General features: G+C 62.5%; 16 protein-coding genes. 14 read left to right on the top strand and 2 right to left on the bottom strand.

The window, feature by feature from the left end; all coding sequences use genetic code 11:
* The first annotated feature begins 31 nt into the window (after nt 1-31).
* The 8 genes from CLV78_RS17535 (at nt 32) to CLV78_RS17500 (ending at nt 6,566) form a co-directional block, all read left to right on the top strand.
* Complete coding sequence (locus tag CLV78_RS17535; protein ID WP_106206443.1) at nt 32-508, top strand: hypothetical protein; 477 nt, start codon at nt 32-34, stop codon at nt 506-508.
* Between the two features lie 164 nt (nt 509-672).
* Nucleotides 673-1,125 carry a c-type cytochrome gene (locus CLV78_RS17530; RefSeq protein WP_106206441.1) on the top strand — a complete coding sequence of 151 codons (453 nt, stop codon included), beginning with the start codon at nt 673-675 and terminating at the stop codon, nt 1,123-1,125.
* Between the two features lie 20 nt (nt 1,126-1,145).
* Nucleotides 1,146-2,516 (top strand): cbb3-type cytochrome c oxidase subunit I, encoded by a 1,371-nt coding sequence (locus CLV78_RS17525; protein WP_106206439.1) that lies wholly within the window; start codon nt 1,146-1,148, stop codon nt 2,514-2,516.
* Between the two features lie 5 nt (nt 2,517-2,521).
* Entirely contained in the window at nt 2,522-3,334 is an 813-nt protein-coding gene (locus CLV78_RS17520) for a CbbQ/NirQ/NorQ/GpvN family protein (RefSeq protein WP_106206561.1), read from the top strand.
* A 9-nt stretch (nt 3,335-3,343) separates the two neighbouring features.
* Nucleotides 3,344-5,281, top strand: coding sequence for a nitric oxide reductase activation protein NorD (locus CLV78_RS17515; protein WP_106206437.1), 1,938 nt, complete (start codon nt 3,344-3,346; stop codon nt 5,279-5,281).
* A gap of 2 nt (nt 5,282-5,283) precedes the next feature.
* The gene (locus CLV78_RS17510; protein WP_245925143.1) at nt 5,284-5,853 is read left to right on the top strand and encodes a cytochrome c oxidase subunit 3; all 570 of its coding nucleotides are present in this window, start codon (nt 5,284-5,286) and stop codon (nt 5,851-5,853) included.
* A 12-nt stretch (nt 5,854-5,865) separates the two neighbouring features.
* Nucleotides 5,866-6,132, top strand: coding sequence for a hypothetical protein (locus CLV78_RS17505; protein WP_106206435.1), 267 nt, complete (start codon nt 5,866-5,868; stop codon nt 6,130-6,132).
* 50 nt (nt 6,133-6,182) lie between these two features.
* On the top strand, nt 6,183-6,566 hold the full coding sequence (locus CLV78_RS17500; RefSeq protein ID WP_106206433.1) for a hypothetical protein: 384 nt from the start codon (nt 6,183-6,185) through the stop codon (nt 6,564-6,566).
* A gap of 76 nt (nt 6,567-6,642) precedes the next feature.
* Here the strand turns inward: CLV78_RS17500 and CLV78_RS17495 are convergent, their stop codons facing one another.
* Nucleotides 6,643-7,350: a Crp/Fnr family transcriptional regulator gene (locus tag CLV78_RS17495; protein WP_106206431.1), complete on the bottom strand. Its 708-nt coding sequence runs from the start codon at nt 7,348-7,350 to the stop codon at nt 6,643-6,645.
* 203 nt (nt 7,351-7,553) lie between these two features.
* On the opposite strand from CLV78_RS17495, the gene hemA reads away from it, so the two are divergent.
* The 4 genes from hemA (at nt 7,554) to CLV78_RS17475 (ending at nt 13,896) form a co-directional block, all read left to right on the top strand.
* The gene (gene hemA, locus CLV78_RS17490; RefSeq protein ID WP_106206429.1) at nt 7,554-8,777 is read left to right on the top strand and encodes a 5-aminolevulinate synthase; all 1,224 of its coding nucleotides are present in this window, start codon (nt 7,554-7,556) and stop codon (nt 8,775-8,777) included.
* Between the two features lie 52 nt (nt 8,778-8,829).
* Nucleotides 8,830-9,213 carry a c-type cytochrome gene (locus CLV78_RS17485; RefSeq protein WP_106206427.1) on the top strand — a complete coding sequence of 128 codons (384 nt, stop codon included), beginning with the start codon at nt 8,830-8,832 and terminating at the stop codon, nt 9,211-9,213.
* Between the two features lie 523 nt (nt 9,214-9,736).
* Nucleotides 9,737-13,231, top strand: a complete 3,495-nt coding sequence (locus CLV78_RS17480) for a transglutaminase family protein (RefSeq protein WP_106206425.1) — start codon at nt 9,737-9,739, stop codon at nt 13,229-13,231.
* Between the two features lie 191 nt (nt 13,232-13,422).
* Nucleotides 13,423-13,896, top strand: coding sequence for an SHOCT domain-containing protein (locus CLV78_RS17475; RefSeq protein ID WP_106206423.1), 474 nt, complete (start codon nt 13,423-13,425; stop codon nt 13,894-13,896).
* A 207-nt stretch (nt 13,897-14,103) separates the two neighbouring features.
* On the opposite strand, the gene CLV78_RS17470 is transcribed toward CLV78_RS17475, so the two are convergent.
* Nucleotides 14,104-14,451, bottom strand: coding sequence for a hypothetical protein (locus tag CLV78_RS17470; protein WP_146136721.1), 348 nt, complete (start codon nt 14,449-14,451; stop codon nt 14,104-14,106).
* A 761-nt stretch (nt 14,452-15,212) separates the two neighbouring features.
* Here CLV78_RS17470 and CLV78_RS17465 point away from each other — a divergent pair.
* Both CLV78_RS17465 and CLV78_RS17460 read left to right on the top strand, forming a co-directional pair.
* Nucleotides 15,213-16,055 (top strand): formate/nitrite transporter family protein, encoded by an 843-nt coding sequence (locus CLV78_RS17465; RefSeq protein ID WP_106206418.1) that lies wholly within the window; start codon nt 15,213-15,215, stop codon nt 16,053-16,055.
* 60 nt (nt 16,056-16,115) lie between these two features.
* Nucleotides 16,116-17,843: a bifunctional protein-serine/threonine kinase/phosphatase gene (locus CLV78_RS17460; RefSeq protein ID WP_106206416.1), complete on the top strand. Its 1,728-nt coding sequence runs from the start codon at nt 16,116-16,118 to the stop codon at nt 17,841-17,843.
* The last annotated feature ends 7 nt before the right edge of the window (nt 17,844-17,850 follow it).

The following is a 17,850-nucleotide window of genomic DNA, read 5'->3' as shown; positions in this document are numbered from 1 at the left end:
GCGCAGGATCCGGCGCAGGTTGGGGGGAGAGATGGACGAAGCCAGCATTGCCCGCGCCCTCCATGTCTTTGGAGTCGTCCTCTGGATCGGCGGTGTCGGGTTTGTCACCACTGTGCTGCTGCCAGCTGTCGGACGCCTGAAGGAACCGCACGAAAGGGTGGCGTTCTTCGAGGAAATCGAGGGTCGGTTTGCCCGGCAGGCAAAGGCAACGACGCTACTCGTTGGCCTGTCCGGTTTCTATCTGGTGCACATCTGGGGCCTTTGGGACCGGTTCACCGATCCCGCATATTTCTGGATGCATGCCATGGTGGCGGTCTGGGTGATTTTCTCGGTGATGTTGTTTATCGCCGAGCCACTCTTCCTTCACAAATGGTTCGTGGAGAAAGCCCAGTCGCACCCCGAACGGACCTTTCGTCTCATCCAGAGAATGCACTGGGTCTTGCTGACGATCAGCCTGGCGACCGTTCTGGCAGCGACACTGGGAAGCCACGGCGGTCTCGCATTCTGAACTCACGCTGTTGGACCACCGAAAAATCGGCAAGCGAGTCCCGGGAATCACCGATGCGACCTCCCGACAATGTGAATCCGGCTCCCCTTGACTTTCGTTAAGGCGAGTCGGCTCTGCACCTTTCATCTTCGACGCACCACAGCAGCTTCGCAAAGGAGCGCGCAATGCGCGAAGTCATGACCAAAAGCATGGCCCGCAATATCTTCTATGGCGGGTCATTGTTCTTCATCCTCATCTTTCTGGGCCTTTCGGTCCACTCACACCTCTACATCGTCAATCACTCGACCGATGTGAACACGCTCGACGAGAGCGTGGCGGCGGGCAAGCGCGTGTGGGAACACCACGCCTGCATCAATTGCCATACCATCCTCGGCGAGGGCGCCTACTATGCCCCCGAAGTCGGCAACGTGATGACCCGTTGGGGCGTGCTTGACGATCCCGACGCCGCTTTCGAAACCCTGAAAGGGTGGATGGAAGCCATGCCGACAGGCATCGAGGGGCGTCGGCAAATGCCGCAATTCAACCTCACGGACGAAGAGATCCGCGACCTCACCAACTTCCTGATCTGGACCGACAAGATCGACGCTCAGGACTGGCCGCCGAACGACGCCGGCTGAGCGAACGAGAGGACAGAGATATGAAATACCAATCACAGAAAATCGCGCTAGCCTACTTCGCCGTCGCAATGGCGCTCTTTGCGGTGCAGGTGACCATGGGCCTCGTTCTGGGCTGGGTCTACGTGTCGCCCAACTTCCTGAGCGAACTGCTGCCATTCAACATCCTGCGGATGCTGCATACCAACTCGCTGATCGTCTGGCTGCTGTGTGGCTTCTTCGGTGCCGCCTACTTCCTGATCCCGGAAGAGGCAGAGCGGGAGATGCACTCGACCAAGCTCGCCTATCTGCAATTGCTGATCCTGGTGGTCGGCACCGCTGGTGTGGTCGTGACCTACATGTTCAACCTTTTCGAAGGCAACTGGCTGCTCGGCAAGGAAGGGCGCGAGTTCATCGAGCAACCCAAATGGGTCAAGGCCGGCATCGTCGTTGCCGCGCTGATCTTCCTCTACAACGTCACGATGACGGTGCTGAAGGGCAAGAAGACCGCGATCACCAACATCCTTTTGCTTGGGCTCTGGGGCCTGGCGCTGCTGTTCCTGTTCTCGTTCTACAACCCAGACAACCTCTCGCTGGACAAGATGTACTGGTGGTACATCGTTCACCTTTGGGTTGAAGGCGTCTGGGAACTGATCATGGCCTCGATCCTGGCTTACCTGATGCTGAAGCTGACGGGTGTAGACCGTGAGGTGGTCGAGAAGTGGCTCTATGTCATCGTCGCCGCCGCGCTGTTCTCCGGCATTCTCGGCACCGGGCACCACTACTACTGGATCGGCACGCCGGGCTACTGGCAGTGGATCGGTTCGATCTTCTCCAGCCTCGAAGTTGTTCCCTTCTTCGCGATGATGGCCTTTGCCTTCGTCATGGTCTGGAAAGGGCGCCGGGATCACCCGAACAAGGCCGCGCTCCTGTGGAGCCTCGGTTGCGCCACGCTGGCCTTCTTCGGTGCCGGTGTCTGGGGCTTCCTGCACACGCTGCACGGGGTGAACTTCTACTCCCACGGCACGCAGATCACCGCCGCCCATGGGCACCTGGCCTTCTTCGGCGCCTATGTCTCGCTGAACCTTGCCATCTTCACCTATGCCATGCCGATCCTGAAAGGGCGCGATCCCTACAACCAGGTTCTCAACATGGTATCTTTCTGGCTGATGGCCGGCGGCATGACCTTCATGACCTTCGTGCTGACATTCGCCGGTACGCTGCAAACCCATCTGCAGCGGGTGAACGGAGAGTATTTCATGGACGTGCAGGACCAGCTGGCGCTGTTCTACTGGATGCGCTTCGGATCCGGTCTCGCCGTGGTGCTTGGTGCATTGCTCTTCATCTACGCCATCTGGATGCCCCGCAAGGAGGTCATCGAGCCTGGTGAAACAGCCGAAGTTCCGGCCGAGTGATCGAGATGGATGGATCGATGACACATCAACTGGAGGGGGCGGCCAATGCCCCCTTCTACCTGCCCCAGTCCGACGAATGCGCGGTCTTCGAGGCAGCTCATGAAAACGGCCTGCCGGTCCTGCTCAAAGGACCGACCGGCTGCGGGAAGACCCGCTTCGTATCGCACATGGCCGAACGGCTGGGCCGCAAGCTCTACACGGTGGCCTGCCATGACGACCTGGCTGCCGCCGACCTGATCGGGCGCTATCTGCTCAAGGGGGGCGAAACCGTCTGGGTGGACGGTCCGTTGACCCGTGCGGTGCGAGAGGGCGCCATCTGCTACCTCGACGAAGTGGTCGAGGCGCGCAAGGACGTGACCGTGGTGCTGCACCCGCTGACCGACGACCGGCGGATCCTGCCGATCGACCGCACCGGCGAGGAGTTGGAGGCGGCGCCGGGCTTCATGCTCGTGGCGTCCTACAATCCCGGCTACCAGAACATCCTGAAGACGTTGAAACCCTCCACGCGGCAACGGTTCATCTCGGTCGAGTTCGACTTTCCGAAGCCTGAGCTGGAAATCCAGGTTGTTGCGCAAGAGACGGGGCTCGACGAGGACCGAGTGCGGGCGCTCGTCCGGCTTGCCGGCAAGCTGCGCGCGCTCAAGGGACAGGATCTCGAAGAGGGTGTCTCGACGCGACTGGTCGTCTACGCCGCCACCCTGATCCAGCAGGGCATGGGCGTCGAACGCGCCATTCTTGCGGCCATGATCGAGCCGCTGTCCGATGATGAAGATGTGAAACGCGGTCTCCTCGATCTTGTCACGGCCGTCTTTGGGTGAGGCCGGTCGATGAGCAGGATCGAATTCGAGCCATGGGAACCCGAAGAAACCGTCGGGAAACTGTGGCACGCTTTTGCCAGTCGCCTGGATGCGCCGGAGGTGCATCATGGAGCCGCGGTCGACCTCTCCGAGGTCGTGGGGCGGCTGGCAGTCCTATACCGGGGATTGGGGGGCGGCCATTCGGTTGAGCTGCGCCCCATCTCCGACGAGATCTCACGCCACCGGCTGAGTTTTCTGCGACGCCTCGGAACGGAGGTGGAGACGACGCCGCGGACCAGCTTCGATGGCGAAGTCCTGCGTCTGCCGGCGCAGTTGGCCGTCTTTCCGACGCGGGAGGCGAATGCCGCGCTTTACCTCTGGCTGACGGCGGCCGTGGCCCATGCGCCCGACCGCATCGCCGACGAAGACCCCCTGCGCGCCGACCTGCGCGCCCTGCAGGCGGCTGGCCAGATGGTGGCCGCTGCACTCGAAGCGGCACCGGGGCTTCGCGATCTTTATGCCGCCCTCTGCGAGGGCACGCTTCACCAAAGACCCAATCCCACCCTGCCGGTCGCCGAGGCCCGTCTGGAGCAACTCCTGCGGCACATGCTTGGCGATACGGCAGACCTTTCGCCCGAGGTGAAGGCCCTCCAAGAGGCCACGACCTCGGGCGATCTTTCCGGCATTTCCGCGCCGCGCGGCTACCGCCCGTTCCGGCCGGTCCCGCTCTGGCCTGACCTCCGGGAGGTTGTATTCTCCGCCGGTGACGAGGTGGAAACCCGGGAGACCGACGGTACACCCGAGGAGGCGGGTGACAAGACATTGCGGGCCCGGCGGCGACAGGCCGACCAGGCCGAACGGGCTGACAGCCTGATCCTGCACAAGTTCGAGGCGATCCTGAGCTGGGCCGAGTTCCTGAACCTCAACCGTCGGGTCGATGATGACGACAACGACGACGCCAAGAAGGCTGCCGACGATCAGGACGAGATCGGCTTGGGACAAGTGTCGAAGGCCCCGGCGACGCGGTTGAAACTGCATCTCGACCTCGCGCCGGAGGACGTGGATCGCGAACGGCTCTCCGACAAGGTGACCTATCCGGAATGGGATGTCCGAACCGGAACCTATCTTCCCGACCATGTCTGCGTGCTGGCCAGCACTGCGGAGGCGCGGGAGGAGTTCGAGGATTACGCGAGGGACCCGCGCACCGCGAGGCGTATCCGGGCCGTCAAACGCCAGTTCGAGGCGTTGCGGCCCGGACGGGTGACGACACGGGGGCATCTCGACGGGGACGCGCTCGACCTGGACGCAACAGTGCGTGCGCAGGTCGATTGGCGGGCAACAGGCCAGGGCACGCAACGCATCTGGACCCAGACCCGGCCGGAGGCGCGGGATCTGGCTGTGTCGATCTTGTTGGACGTCTCCCGCTCCACCGAGAGCGCGGTATCGGGCCGGGCTGTCATCGATATCGAACGCGAGGCTCTGGATGCGATGGCCTGGGGGCTTGACGCCTGCGGTGACGACTTCGCGATCAATGCCTTTTCCTCGCTCAAACGCCACCGGGTCTATGTTCAGAACTGCAAAAGGTTCGACGAGCCCATGTCGCGGCTGGTCGAAGAACGCATCGGTGGCCTGCGCCCCGGCTTCTACACCCGGTTGGGGGCGGCCATGCGCCACGCAAGCGCGGAGTTGGCGACGCAGTCCCGGAAACGCAAGCTCCTGCTGGTCATTACGGACGGAAAGCCGAACGACCTCGACCACTACGAGGGGCGCCACGGGATCGAGGATACACGGATGGCCGTCCGCGAGGCACGCCGCGCGGGGCAATCCGTCTTTGGTGTCACCATCGACAAATCCGCGAAGAGCTGGTTCCCACGGCTCTTTGGGCGGGGCGGGTTCGAAGTCGTGCCCGATCCTGACAAGCTCACGCAAGCGTTGCCGCAGATCTATCGACATCTGATCGGGGCTTGAGCATGGCACGGACACCCGCCCGGGCCGAGCCGCATGGTGCGCTGGACGAGCTGCCCGGCGAACTCCTCATGTGGGTGCTCATCATCAGCGAACTGCTGGTTTTCGGTGCCGGGCTTGCGGCCTTTCTGGGCGTGCGGCTCACGGATCCGTCCGGCTTCGCCGAGGCACAGGATCACCTGCACCGCACGGGCGCCGCGCTCAACACACTGGTTCTGGTGACCAGCGGTTTTCTCGCGGCCCGAGCCCTGGGACTGCGACAAGTGGGCCGGCGCGCGTTGGCGCGCTGGCATCTTGGTGCCGCGATGCTTCTCGGCGTCGTGTTCCTCTGGATCAAGGGGGCGGAGTATGCCGACAAGGCGGCACAGGGGATCGGAATTGAGACGCACCCGTTCTTCATGTTCTACTACCTTCTCACCGGGTTTCACGCTGCCCATGTTATCGCCGGGATCGTCGTTCTCGGGCTGGTGGCCATCTGGGACGACGCGCACAACATCGAGGTCGGCGCTGCCTTCTGGCACATGGTCGACCTGGTCTGGGTGCTGCTCTTTCCCGTGATCTATCTGCTTGCGTGAGGCCGCGTGGCAATGAACCCGCTCACCCGCGCCTGGTTGGCGCTCCTGCTTCTGAGTGGCGGCTCGACCGTCATTGCCGCGCTGGTCTCCCAAGGCGTGGCACCCGCGACAGTTGGCGTGGGCATTTTGCTGTTCTCCTGGATGAAGGCGCGCGTGATCCTGTCCCGGTATCTCGGTCTCTGGCAGGCGCCGTCATGGAGGCGAGGATTCAACCTGGTTTTGGGGATCTACTGCCTTCTTCTGCTCGGGCTCTACCTGATCCCTGCGGTCACGACCTGAAACGAGCCCGGGGGGGCAGATTTCTTCCGGGTGAAATTGGGGAGACGAACATGCGTTGGCACATTCTGATCGGAGTGGCGGCAATGGCCTTTGGCGCCTTGACCTTCTTGTCAGGCGGTACCGTGCTGTGGGGACCGCAATCGGTTCGCGCGGCGGCTGGGGACATAGTGTTACCCGTGGTCTGGTTCAACGCGCTCTCGGGTCTGGCGTACATGGTTGCCGGCGCCGGAATCGCGCTTCGCCGGCGCTGGGCGTCCGCTCTCGCAACCATGGTTGCAGTCGCGATCGCGCTTATGCTTGGCGTACTTGTCGCCATGATCATCGCCGGCGTAGCCTGGGAGATGCGGACCCTGATCGCGATGAGCGTGCGGCTGGGCTTCTGGCTTGCGGTGGTGCGTTTCGTCGACAAGAGTAATCGCAGGCCCGCCGCCTGATCGGTCTTTTGCCGCCCCGGGAGAACACGCGTCCCGGGCGCATGACTGCTTCAGACAGGTGCGGGCACAGAACCTGTCAGAGCGCCTTGTTCCACGAGTTCGCGGGATCCGACAGGGCGAACTCACGCAACCCCTCGATACTGTCGATCGACGCGCTGTTCCGGTTGATCGTGACCCCAATCGGCTTGAGCTTGGCAAAGGCGCGGGACAGACTCTCCGGCTTCATGCCAAGGCGGCCGGCAATCAGCACCTTGTCATAGGGCAGGGTGACCACGCAGCTGTCGGCACTGCCCTCGCAGAACTCCAGCAGGAACTCGGCCACCCGTTGGGCGCCGGTCTGGGCCTTGAGCTGTTCGAGCTGATCCACAAGCGAATGCAGGTGGGCAAATGTGGAGGCGAGTATCGACACGCTCACATCCAGGTCCTTGCGCATCGTTTCAAGCAGCGCGCTGGTGGGGATCTGGATCAACTCGCATGCCGTGACGGCTTCGGCCGAAACAGGGTACTTGTTACTGCGAAACGCAACCGCCTCGCCGAAGCTCTCCCCCCTGGTGAAGACCGAGACGACGGTTTCGCCGCCATTGGGGGCCACGCGAAACAGTTTGACCCAGCCGCTGATGACGATGTGAATCGATCGCGCGGTTTCGCCGTGCAGGAAGAGTGTTTCGCCACGGTCGTAGCTGTGCCAGCTCGACATCGCGAGAAGCCTATCGACATACTCGGCGGGAAGGCTCTTCAGAAGCAGCGACTCGCGGGCGATGCCTTTGTGTTTGTCGTTGGTCATGGATTTCGTCCTCAGGCCACTGAAGCGAGACTGGATATGTTTGCTGTTTTCGCCGCTACCGGGATCACGACGCAGGACACATCATAGCTTTTGGGAACGGTAAAGGACAATCCGCCACCCGGCTGCCGGCGACTTGACTATTGTCATGTAAGCCCATCCGGTCGGGCCGTAGCATTCTCGTGACAAACGAAGATGGTGGCGAGATGGACTATCAGGCATTCTTTCGGCAGCGGCTCACCGATCTGAAGGACGAGGGCAACTACCGTGTTTTCATCGACCTTCAACGCAAGCGTGGTGGGTTTCCGGCCGCGGTTCGGACACAGGGTTCGGACCGGGATGACGTGACGATCTGGTGTTCGAACGACTACCTTGGCATGGGGCAGCATCCCAAGGTGATTGCCGCAATGCACGGAGCCCTGGATCGCTGCGGCGCTGGCGCCGGCGGGACCCGGAACATCTCTGGCACCACCCATGATCATATCCTTCTGGAGCAGGAACTGGCCGACCTCCACCAGAAGGAATCGGCCCTTGTGTTCACATCCGGGTACGTTTCCAACTGGGCGGCGCTTGGAACCCTGGCGTCCCGGATTCCGGGTTGCATCGTGTTTTCGGACAGCCTGAACCATGCCTCCATGATCGAGGGGATTCGCCACTCCCGCGCCGACAAGGTCATCTGGAAGCACAACGACCTTCAGGACCTGGAGGCAAAACTGGCAGCGGCGGATCCGGATCGACCGAAGCTGATCGCCTTCGAAAGCGTCTATTCTATGGACGGGGACATCGCCCCGATTGCCGGGATCTGCGACCTGGCGGATCGCTTTGGCGCCATGACCTATCTCGACGAGGTGCATGCCGTCGGGCTCTACGGGCCGCGCGGTGGTGGTATTGCCGAGCGCGAAGGCCTCATGGACCGGTTGACGGTGATCGAGGGAACGCTGGGCAAGGCATTCGGTGTTGTGGGCGGGTACATCGCTGCCTCCGAAGAGCTTTGCGATTTCGTCAGGAGTTTTGCCAGCGGTTTCATTTTCACGACGGCCTTGCCGCCCGCGGTCGCGGCCGGTGCGGCGGCGTCAATCCGGCACCTCAAGGACAACACAGGCGAGCGCATCGCACATCAGGAGATCGTTGCCGACGTGCGTCGCAGGCTGGATGACCTTGGCATTCCGCATGTTCCGAATCCGAGCCACATCATTCCCGTGATCGTCGGCGATCCGGTGAAGTGCAAGTTCCTTTCGGACACCCTTCTCGACGAGTTCGGTATCTACATACAGCCCATCAACTATCCGACCGTGCCCAAGGGAACCGAACGCCTGCGCATCACGCCGTCGCCGGTACATACGCCGGAAGATGTCGACCGGCTGGTGGCTGCGCTTCAGTGTTTGTGGGGCAGATGCCAACTTGCCCGGGTACCGATGGCCGCTCAATAGTGCGGCCCGCACTCGGACAACCGATCTTTGCAATGAACAGAAAGGAAACGACATGAAGACTTCGATTGCGTGTTTCGCAACCGCATTGGGCCTTGTGCTGGCGATGCCGGCGCTGGCAGAGGGCGATGCTGCCAAGGGCGAAAAGGTGTTCAAGAAGTGCAAGGCCTGCCATGCCGTTGGTGAGGGTGCCAAGAACAAGGTAGGGCCCATGCTGAACGGCATCATGGATGCACAGGCGGGGCAGGTCGAGGGCTTCAAATACTCGGACAACCTTCTGGAACTCGCCGAGGGCGGGTTGACCTGGGATGACGCCACGATGGCCGCCTACCTGACCAAGCCCAAAGACGTGGTCCCCAAGGGGAAGATGTCCTTTGCCGGTCTCAGGAAAGATGCGGATATCGTCAACGTGATCGCCTATCTCCGCACGTTTGAATAAACCGTCAGAAAAATGGGGCCGTCGCCTACAGAAGTGAGGTGACGGCCCATATCCATGCCTCGGGAACGCTGCGCGGACTGCGCGCTGACCGAGAAAGCTGCCATTGCGCTCGGCCGCGGTGCCGGTGGGAAGACTCGCACGACAGCGTGCCACCTGCCGATTGAATGCGCCAAAACGCCTTTCGCGGGACGCCCCCGAGGAAGGAGTACCTACCGTTCGCCTCCACAATTGCCAAACAGGACCCGGAGTTCGGCCGCACCATAGGGCGCCCGCCTGTTGGATTCCATGCGCCGCGTTGGACACGGCCACACGGGGTCGGCCGCAGTCTCGTTGGTGGCCTTCGACCAAACGCCCTTTTTTTGATCTTGCGGGCATGGCTGCTCTCTGGAACCCCGCGATGCCGTCGAAAAGTGTTGACCTGCGTCGAGGCGCCCCGCCAAACAGGGACAAGGCGCCCACGAGGTGCGATTGAAGCAGCATTCCTTGACTATTGGGGATCCAGCAAGAGTGACGCGGCATCTGAATGTCCATTAGCGTAGCGTTGAGCCACCGAACCACCTACGAATACGATCGACCCGTCACGCTTGCACCGCATGTGGTGCGCCTGCGCCCGGCTCCGCACAGTCGGACACCGATCAAGAGCTACAGCCTCAGAATCGAGCCAGAGGAGCATTTTCTGAACTGGCAACAGGATGCCTATGCCAACTGGCACGCGCGGCTGGTCTTTCCCAAACCGACGCGGAAGTTTTCGGTCACCGTTGATCTTGTCGCCGACATGGTCGCCATCAACCCGTTCGACTTCTTTCTCGAAGAGGATTGCCAGGAAGTTCCCTTCACCTACACCAGCGAGCAACTCAAGGATCTGCGGCCCTACCTGCGGAAAGTCGGGCGCGGGAAGACGTTTCAGGCCTTTGCCGAAGAAGCACCACGGCAGTCTGGTACAACCAATGACTGGCTTGTCGCCCTCAACAGCTTCCTTGCGAGCCGAATCGACTACGCGATCCGGATGGAGCCCGGGGTTCAGAACCCGCCTGACACCATTCGCAAGGCATTGGGTTCGTGCCGGGATTCCGCTTGGCTGATGGTGGCAATGCTGCGCGATGCCGGTTACGCCGCGCGGTTCGTGTCGGGGTACCTGATCCAGCTGACCGCCGATCAGAAACCGATAGAGGGTCCGGCCGGACCGGAGAACGATTTCACCGACCTGCATGCATGGTGCGAGGTGTACCTTCCTGGTGCGGGTTGGGTCGGTATGGACCCCACGTCCGGGCTCTTTGCGGGCGAAGGGCACATACCGCTGGCAGCAACCCCCGAGCCCTCGTCGGCTGCCGCGATCACCGGGGCTCACGAGCAGGCCGAAGTGACCTTCAGCTTCGACATGTCGGTCGAACGTATAGACGAGCCACCGCGCGTCACGCGTCCGCTGAGCCCTGAACAATGGGCGGAGATCGACCGCGCCGGACAGGCCGTCGAGGAGAAGATACAGGCCCAGGACATGCGCCTGACCATGGGCGGGGAACCGACGTTTGTCTCCGCGATCGATCGCGATGGCGCGGAGTGGACGACTGAAGCCGTGGGGCCGACCAAGCAACTCTATGCCGACAGGCTCGTGCGCCGGCTGCGTGATCGTTTTGCGCCGCATGGGGTGCTGCATCATGGGCAGGGGAAATGGTATCCGGGTGAACCTCTGCCGCGCTGGGCCTATTCGTTGATCTGGCGTGGTGACGGGCGTCCGCTCTGGTCGGATGCCGACCTCCTTGCACGCGAGAACACCGGCCACGCCACGCATGAAACCGCCGCAGACTTCTCCGAACGGCTGCTCTATGCTCTGGATCTTGGCGAGGATGGGCATGCCCACCCCGTCTATGAGGACCCGATGCATTTCATGGGCAAGGAAGCGATGCTGCCCGACAACGTGACGGTCGAGGACAACAAGCTAGACGACCCCCAGGAGCGGGCGCGGCTGGTGCGGATGCTCAACAACGGGCTCGCCAATCCTGTCAGCTACGTGATCCCGATCCAACTGGCGCAGGCACAGGCCGGTTCGCGCCGCCGCTTCCGTTGGACGTCCGATCAATGGAACACCCGTCGGGACAAGCTCTTCCTCCTGCCCGGCGACAGTCCGGCAGGATTTCGCCTGCCGCTGAATTCGCTCTCCAGGTCGGAGGAGTTCAAGCAATACTTCCGCGATACGATGCAGAGGCGGCGCAAGGAGCTGCCTCCGCGCCGCAAGCCTCGTCGGGGTGCCGTGGCCGGAGCGGAGACCGGTGAGTACCTCGATACTCCCTTCTTCGGGCCGGGATATGGCCCCGGTCGGCCGACAGCACCGGTGCCCTCCGGCCACGGCTTGCCGCCGCAGCCCGTACCGGCGCAGAGGCTCCGGCAGACCCCGCAGGATGCGGCACCCGGTCCCGCGCAGCAGTTCGACGAGGGTGTCTGGCTGCACGATGTCGCGAGTTCGGACGACTGGCTGGAAGGTGGCTACAGCCATTGGGTCGAGGGAATGCCCATCCGCACGGCACTGGCAGTGGAGCCGCGCAACGGTGTCCTGTATGTCTTCATGCCACCCACGGGGTCGTCTGACGAATACCTCGACCTGGTGGAAGCTGTCGAGGAGACGGCGGAGGCGATGAACTTGCCGGTCCGGATCGAAGGCTACGAGCCGCCTCGCGATGGCAATTTCAACGTCATCCGTGTCACGCCAGACCCCGGGGTGATCGAGATCAACATCCACCCGGCCAAGGACTGGCAATCACTGAAGGAAATCAATGAGGCGCTCTACGAGGAAGCCCGGCAATGCGGTCTCGACAGCTTCTCCTTCATGGTTGACGGGCGGCTGAGCGGCTCGGGCGGCGGCAACCATATCGTTGTTGGCGGCGCCACGCCAGCCGACAGCCCGTTCCTGCGGCGGCCTGATGTTGTCGGATCGATCATACGGTACTGGCAGCGGCACCCGTCGCTGTCCTACCTGTTCTCGGGCACGTTCATCGGTCCGACCAGCCAGGCGCCGCGCTTCGACGAGGGCCTGTCGGACAGGGTCTATGAAATGGAGATCGCGCTGAGCGAGCTTTCGCGGATACAGGACGCGGGGCAGGCGATGCCTTGGCTTGCCGACAGGATCCTGCGGCATCTGCTGACGGACATGACGGGAAATACCCACCGTGCGGAGATCTGCATCGACAAGATGTACTCTCCCGACGGCCCCACCGGGCGGCTAGGACTGGTCGAGTTTCGCGGGTTTGAGATGCCACCGCACTGGCAGATGAGCATGGCGCAGTCGCTTGTCATGCGGGCCCTGCTGGCGTGGTTCTGGGAGAAACCCTACACGGAGCCGCTGGTCCATTGGGGCAGGGAGCTGCACGACAAGTTCCTGTTGCCGCACTATTGCCGTGAGGATTTCAACCAGGTTCTGAGCGATCTCGGAAGCGCCCATGGCTTCGTCTTCCGGCCCGACTGGTACGACGCGCAATACGAGATGCGTTTCGGCGAAGTCGGGCATACCACCGTCGAAGGTTTGAAGTTGACCCTGCGCAATGGCATCGTGCCATGGCTGGTCCTTGGCGAAGAGGCCACAGGCGGCGGAACCTCGCGCTACGTGGACAGCTCGCTGGAACGGGTGGAACTCAAGGTCGAGGGTGACCTTGGCGGTCGCTATGTCATCACCTGCAACCAGGTGGAGGTGCCGCTCCAGAAGGTCGGGCCGGACACATACGTGGCAGGTGTCCGCTTCCGCAGCTGGCAGCCGTGGTCATCGCTGCATCCGACAATCCCTGCTCATGCACCGCTTGTCTTCGATGTCTACGACCGGATTGCCGGCCGCGCGGTTGGTGGACTGAAGTACCTCGTCGCGCATGAGGGCGGCCGGGCGCACGAGACGCGACCGATCAACGATCTTGAAGCCGAGGGCCGGCGCCGCGTTCGGTTCCAGGAAGGACAGCATACACCCTTCAAATACGATCCGATCATGCCGCGGAAGAACTTCTGGAACCGGGCGACGCTGGACTTGCGATTCGTGTGAGCCTGCATTCGGCCCGCGGCGCGTTTGAAGCATGTGCGCCGTATTTGATGATGGAACCTCTGCAGACCGTAGGGAGCAACCAGAGCCCCGCCCATCTGGAAACGCCCCTGTGGGCTTTCGTGGTACCGTGTTAGAGGCAGTGGGACCCGAAAGCCGGACGTTCGTCAGGTATCTTGGATGGGAGCACTCACATGCCGCAACTCAGCCCGGTGGGGCAGGCTGTCGTGAACGATGCCGTCGAGCGTCTTGGATTCACCCCTGACGCGGTTACCCATGTCCTGATGGCATTGGGTCAGGGCGGCGGCACCCATGCGCAGTTCGACCTCGTTGAACTGGGCGGCAAGGGGCAATGGTCGACGGGTGGCAAGACCATGATCGGCGATATCCTCAACACTGGACTCCACGCCCGCGTGGCCGCATTGTGCGCCGACCTGTCGAGCGCGATGGCGCATGCTCAGGTGTTCCTGCCCCCGGAATCGCAGCAAGACCTGCCCGAGCCGGAGACACCGCGCATGGATCAATTCCAGCCCCAACCGCCAACATCATCCATCGACCGAGACGCGATCTTCGACAGTCTGGAGAAACTGGGGGTGCTTCGGGACAGGGGGGTTCTGACGGATGCCGAGTTTGATCAGAAACGGGCGGACCTGCTTGCTCGCCTTTGATGTTCGCCAAGCGGACCGGAAATGCGATCTGCCAAGGGGCAGGTGTTGTCCCGTGCTGCCACCTGCCTTGGATCCAGCGCGACGGTGGACCGAACTGCTGCACGGACCGCTGGCGTGTCGGCCCGTTGCAACAGGTACGGTGACGGCAAAAACGCCGTGCCATTCATACACCCGCCCGCGTCGGCCATGGCAGGTGTCGCGCCGGGCTCAGCGACCCGTGCGTTTGACGATGTTGGTCCACTGCAGGATCGATACCGCTGAATGCTCATCGAAAATGTCCGATATCGCGTGCGGATCGGCCGAGCCGTCATCGGAAAGGATCAAATGGAGGCATCCGTTGTTGCCAAAGGACACTTTCCGGACCGCAAGACCTGCGCGGTCCAGATCGGCACAGAGATCCATACCCTGACTTGTTCTTCGGGATTCCAGCAGGACCTCGAAGGAGAGCCGCCAGGCACCGAATGTCCGGCGTGAAAACTGGATGTCCGAGACCGGCACCCCCGCGACTGTCACATCCACGTCCAATGGAGCACGCCTTCCGGAATGTTCGTGCATTCTCTCCCCCTTCGGCGTCGCCGACAGATGCTCCGAAGAAAGATCGTCTTTCTCCGCTTTAGCAGAATTTGTTCATGCGCCCGCAATCTGAGGATCAAATCGGCGCAGGTCCGAAGATAGCCGCGCCCAGCCTGAAATACAGCCCCGAATCGCGATCTCATCCCGCCCGGTGGGGTGCGAAATCCGGCACCCCAAATTGGAGAAGGGACGGTCGGCCAGCCACCTGATCAGCTCCAGTGCCGACTGTTTCGTCCCAACGTTGTGCCGCAAGCGATGTGCCAGACTGGGGGCGGAGCCTTGCCCGCTTCACGTGCACTCTCAGTTTCGTCAATTAGCTGGTTGCACAAAAACCGTTCAACCGGCTGCGAAATGCGCCGGAACGCCACTATAGAACTGGTCAAGCTGCGTTGCAGCATTGACAGGCCGAATTCCCCCGCCTCCTACTTGGGCTATCGGTCGGACAACGGCGTCCGCTTCTCCGAAACCCTTGCCGGATCCGCAAAGGACCCGGTTCGGATTGCCCACCAGTTCAGGCAGCAAAGATGCTGCGACGACACCCCATGCGACGACGCCTCGCGTCGGACGCAGGCATACTGCCTGCCGCATGTGTCGATGTTCCCGGATTTTCACGGTCGCAACGCCAGACGTTGCCCGATAACGCGCGGCCCGGCATTTCGCCGGACGCATTCCGAAACCCCAGGGCCACCTGACGCCCAATCGAACGGGGCTGCTCCCCGACGCAATGAAAAGGACTCTCCAAAATGGCCTACGTAACTCCCGCCGAGTTCGCGACCAAAATGGTCGATGCCGGTGAACAGAAAGCACTGATGTCGACCAAGGACACGCTGATCCGCGCCTATATGGCCGGTGCGATCCTCGCGCTCGCCGCCGCCTTTGCCGTCACCGTCGCGGTGAACACGGGCAATTTCCTGGTGGGCGCGTTGCTGTTTCCGGTCGGTTTCTGCACGCTCTACCTGCTGGGCTTCGACCTGCTGACCGGCGTGTTCACCCTCGTCCCGCTGGCCTACTGGGACAAACGTCCGGGGGTCGACCTGAAGGCGATGCTCCGCAACTGGGGCCTCGTCTTTGTCGGCAACTTCGCAGGGGCCTTCACCGTCGCAATCTTCATGGCCATCATTTTCACCACCGGTTTCAGCCACGAGCCCAACGCAGTCGGTCAGAAGATCGGGGTGATCGGGGAGGCGCGAACCGTCGGCTACGCGGCAGCGGGGGCTTCCGGCATGCTGACGCTATTCATCCGGGCCGTGATGTGTAACTGGATGGTCTCCACCGGCGTCGTCGCCGCGATGATGTCGACCTCCGTGTCCGGCAAGGTCATCGCCATGTGGATGCCGATCCTGATCTTCTTCTACCTCGGCTTCGAGCATTCCATCGTCAACATGTTCCTCTTCCCTTCGGGCCTGTTGCTGGGCGGTGAGTTCACAATCATGGATTATCTCCTCTGGAACGAGATCCCGACTGTTGTCGGCAACCTTGTCGGCGGTCTGACTTTCGTGGGCGCCATGATCTACTCGACGCACTACAAGACCTCGCCGCCGCGTACCGTCGAGAGCGACGATTCCGTGGGTGTTGCCGCAGAGTAATCAACGCCGCTTCGGAAGCTCCGCCCCCGGGTGGGGCTTCCTTGCGTCGGGAGGATCGCGATGCCACGCGACAACGCCAGTTCTCCGGGTCTGACGGTCACGATCGGCCAGTATACCTCGGCCGGGCGCAAACCCGCCAACCAGGACTTCATCGGAGCCCTGGTGCCAGAGGGCCCGACGCGGTTGCTCAAGGGGATCACGCTCGCCGTCGCCGACGGCATCTCCTCGAGCCCGGTCAGTCGCGAGGCGGCTGAAACCGCGGTCAAGAGCCTGCTCACCGACTATTACTGCACGTCCGACGCCTGGACCGTGAAAATCGCCGCCTCTCGCGTGATAGCCGCGACCAATTCCTGGTTGCATGGAATGAACCGCGCCGCGCGGATTGGCGATATGGATCGCGGCCATGTCTGTACACTCTCCGCACTGATCCTGAAGGGACGCCATGCACATGTTCTACATGTGGGCGACAGTCGGATCTGGCGCATCTCTGGTGGGGCCCTGGAGCCACTGACAGAGGATCACCGCGTTACCCTGTCGTCCGTGGAGAGCTACCTTGGCCGTGCCATGGGGGCCGACGCGGCAGTGGAAATCGACTACTCCCGCCTGAACCTCGCCGCCGGTGATGTCTTCGTGCTGACCACCGATGGAGTACACGACCACTGGCAGCCCCGGCAGGTCACCCAGGTGGTTCGCGAAAGCGAAACGCTCGACGCCGCCGCCGAGGCCATCGCGATCGCAGCACTCGACGCCGGCAGTGCCGACAACCTGTCGATCCAGATCGTCCGTGTGGAGGCGTTACATGCCGCCGATGCCTCCGACATCCTTGCCGAGAGCACGTCTCTGTCCGTACCGCCGCTGCCCCGGGTTGGCGGCGTACTCGACGGGTTCCGCATCCTGCGGCAAATCCACACCAATCACCGCAGCCATATCTTCCTGGCGGCCGCACCGGACGGTGAGAAGGTCGCGCTCAAGATCCCGGCAACAGATGCGAAGGAAGATCCTGCTTGGCTGCGGCGATTCCTGATGGAGGAATGGATCGCCCGCCGCCTCGATTCGCCCCATGTGCTGAAGGCGGCAGAGGCGCCCGGGGCGCGTTCCGGGCTCTACGTCCTCAACGAGTATATCGAGGGCCAGACCCTCAGGCAGAGGATGCACGACGGGGGCCCCCCGAGCCTGACGGAGTTCCGCGATATCATGTCCCAGGCCATCCGTGGGGTGCGCGCCTTTCACCGAAAGCAGATGCTGCATCAGGACCTGCGACCCGAGAACCTGATGATTGATGCCGAAGGCACCTTGAAGATCATCGACTTTGGCGCAACGCGTGTGGCCGGGGTGCAGGAGGCGCTGCCCGATCTCGGCGAGGAGATCCTCGGAACCCTGCAATACACGGCGCCGGAGTATTTTTCCGGCGATCCGGTCGGCCCGCGTTCCGATCAGTTCTCGCTTGGGGTGATCGCGTACGAAATGCTCACCGGACGGTTGCCCTATGGCGCCGATGTCGGGCGCGTCCGCAACCGTCGGGATGTCGCCCGGTTGAAGTATCGCTCGGCCTGCGAGGGACGCAACAACGTTCCCGACTGGATCGACGCCGCATTGAGAAGGGCAACGCACCCAGACCCGACCCGCCGCTTTGCCGCGCTATCGGAATTCGAAGCGGCGCTTCGCGAACCGGGAGAGCCGGGGTCCTCTCGCCACCGGCCGCTTGCCGAACGGCATCCGGTGCGGTTCTGGCAGGGTGTGTCGGCGATGCTGGCGCTGGCCTGCCTTGCCCTGCTGCTTACCCGCTAGACGCTTG

The organism is Aliiruegeria haliotis (assembly GCF_003003255.1).
GTDB classification, from domain to species: domain Bacteria; phylum Pseudomonadota; class Alphaproteobacteria; order Rhodobacterales; family Rhodobacteraceae; genus Tropicimonas; species Tropicimonas haliotis.
The sequence above is the reverse complement of the archived record's forward strand: the minus strand, read 5'-3'. Positions and strand labels throughout refer to the sequence as shown.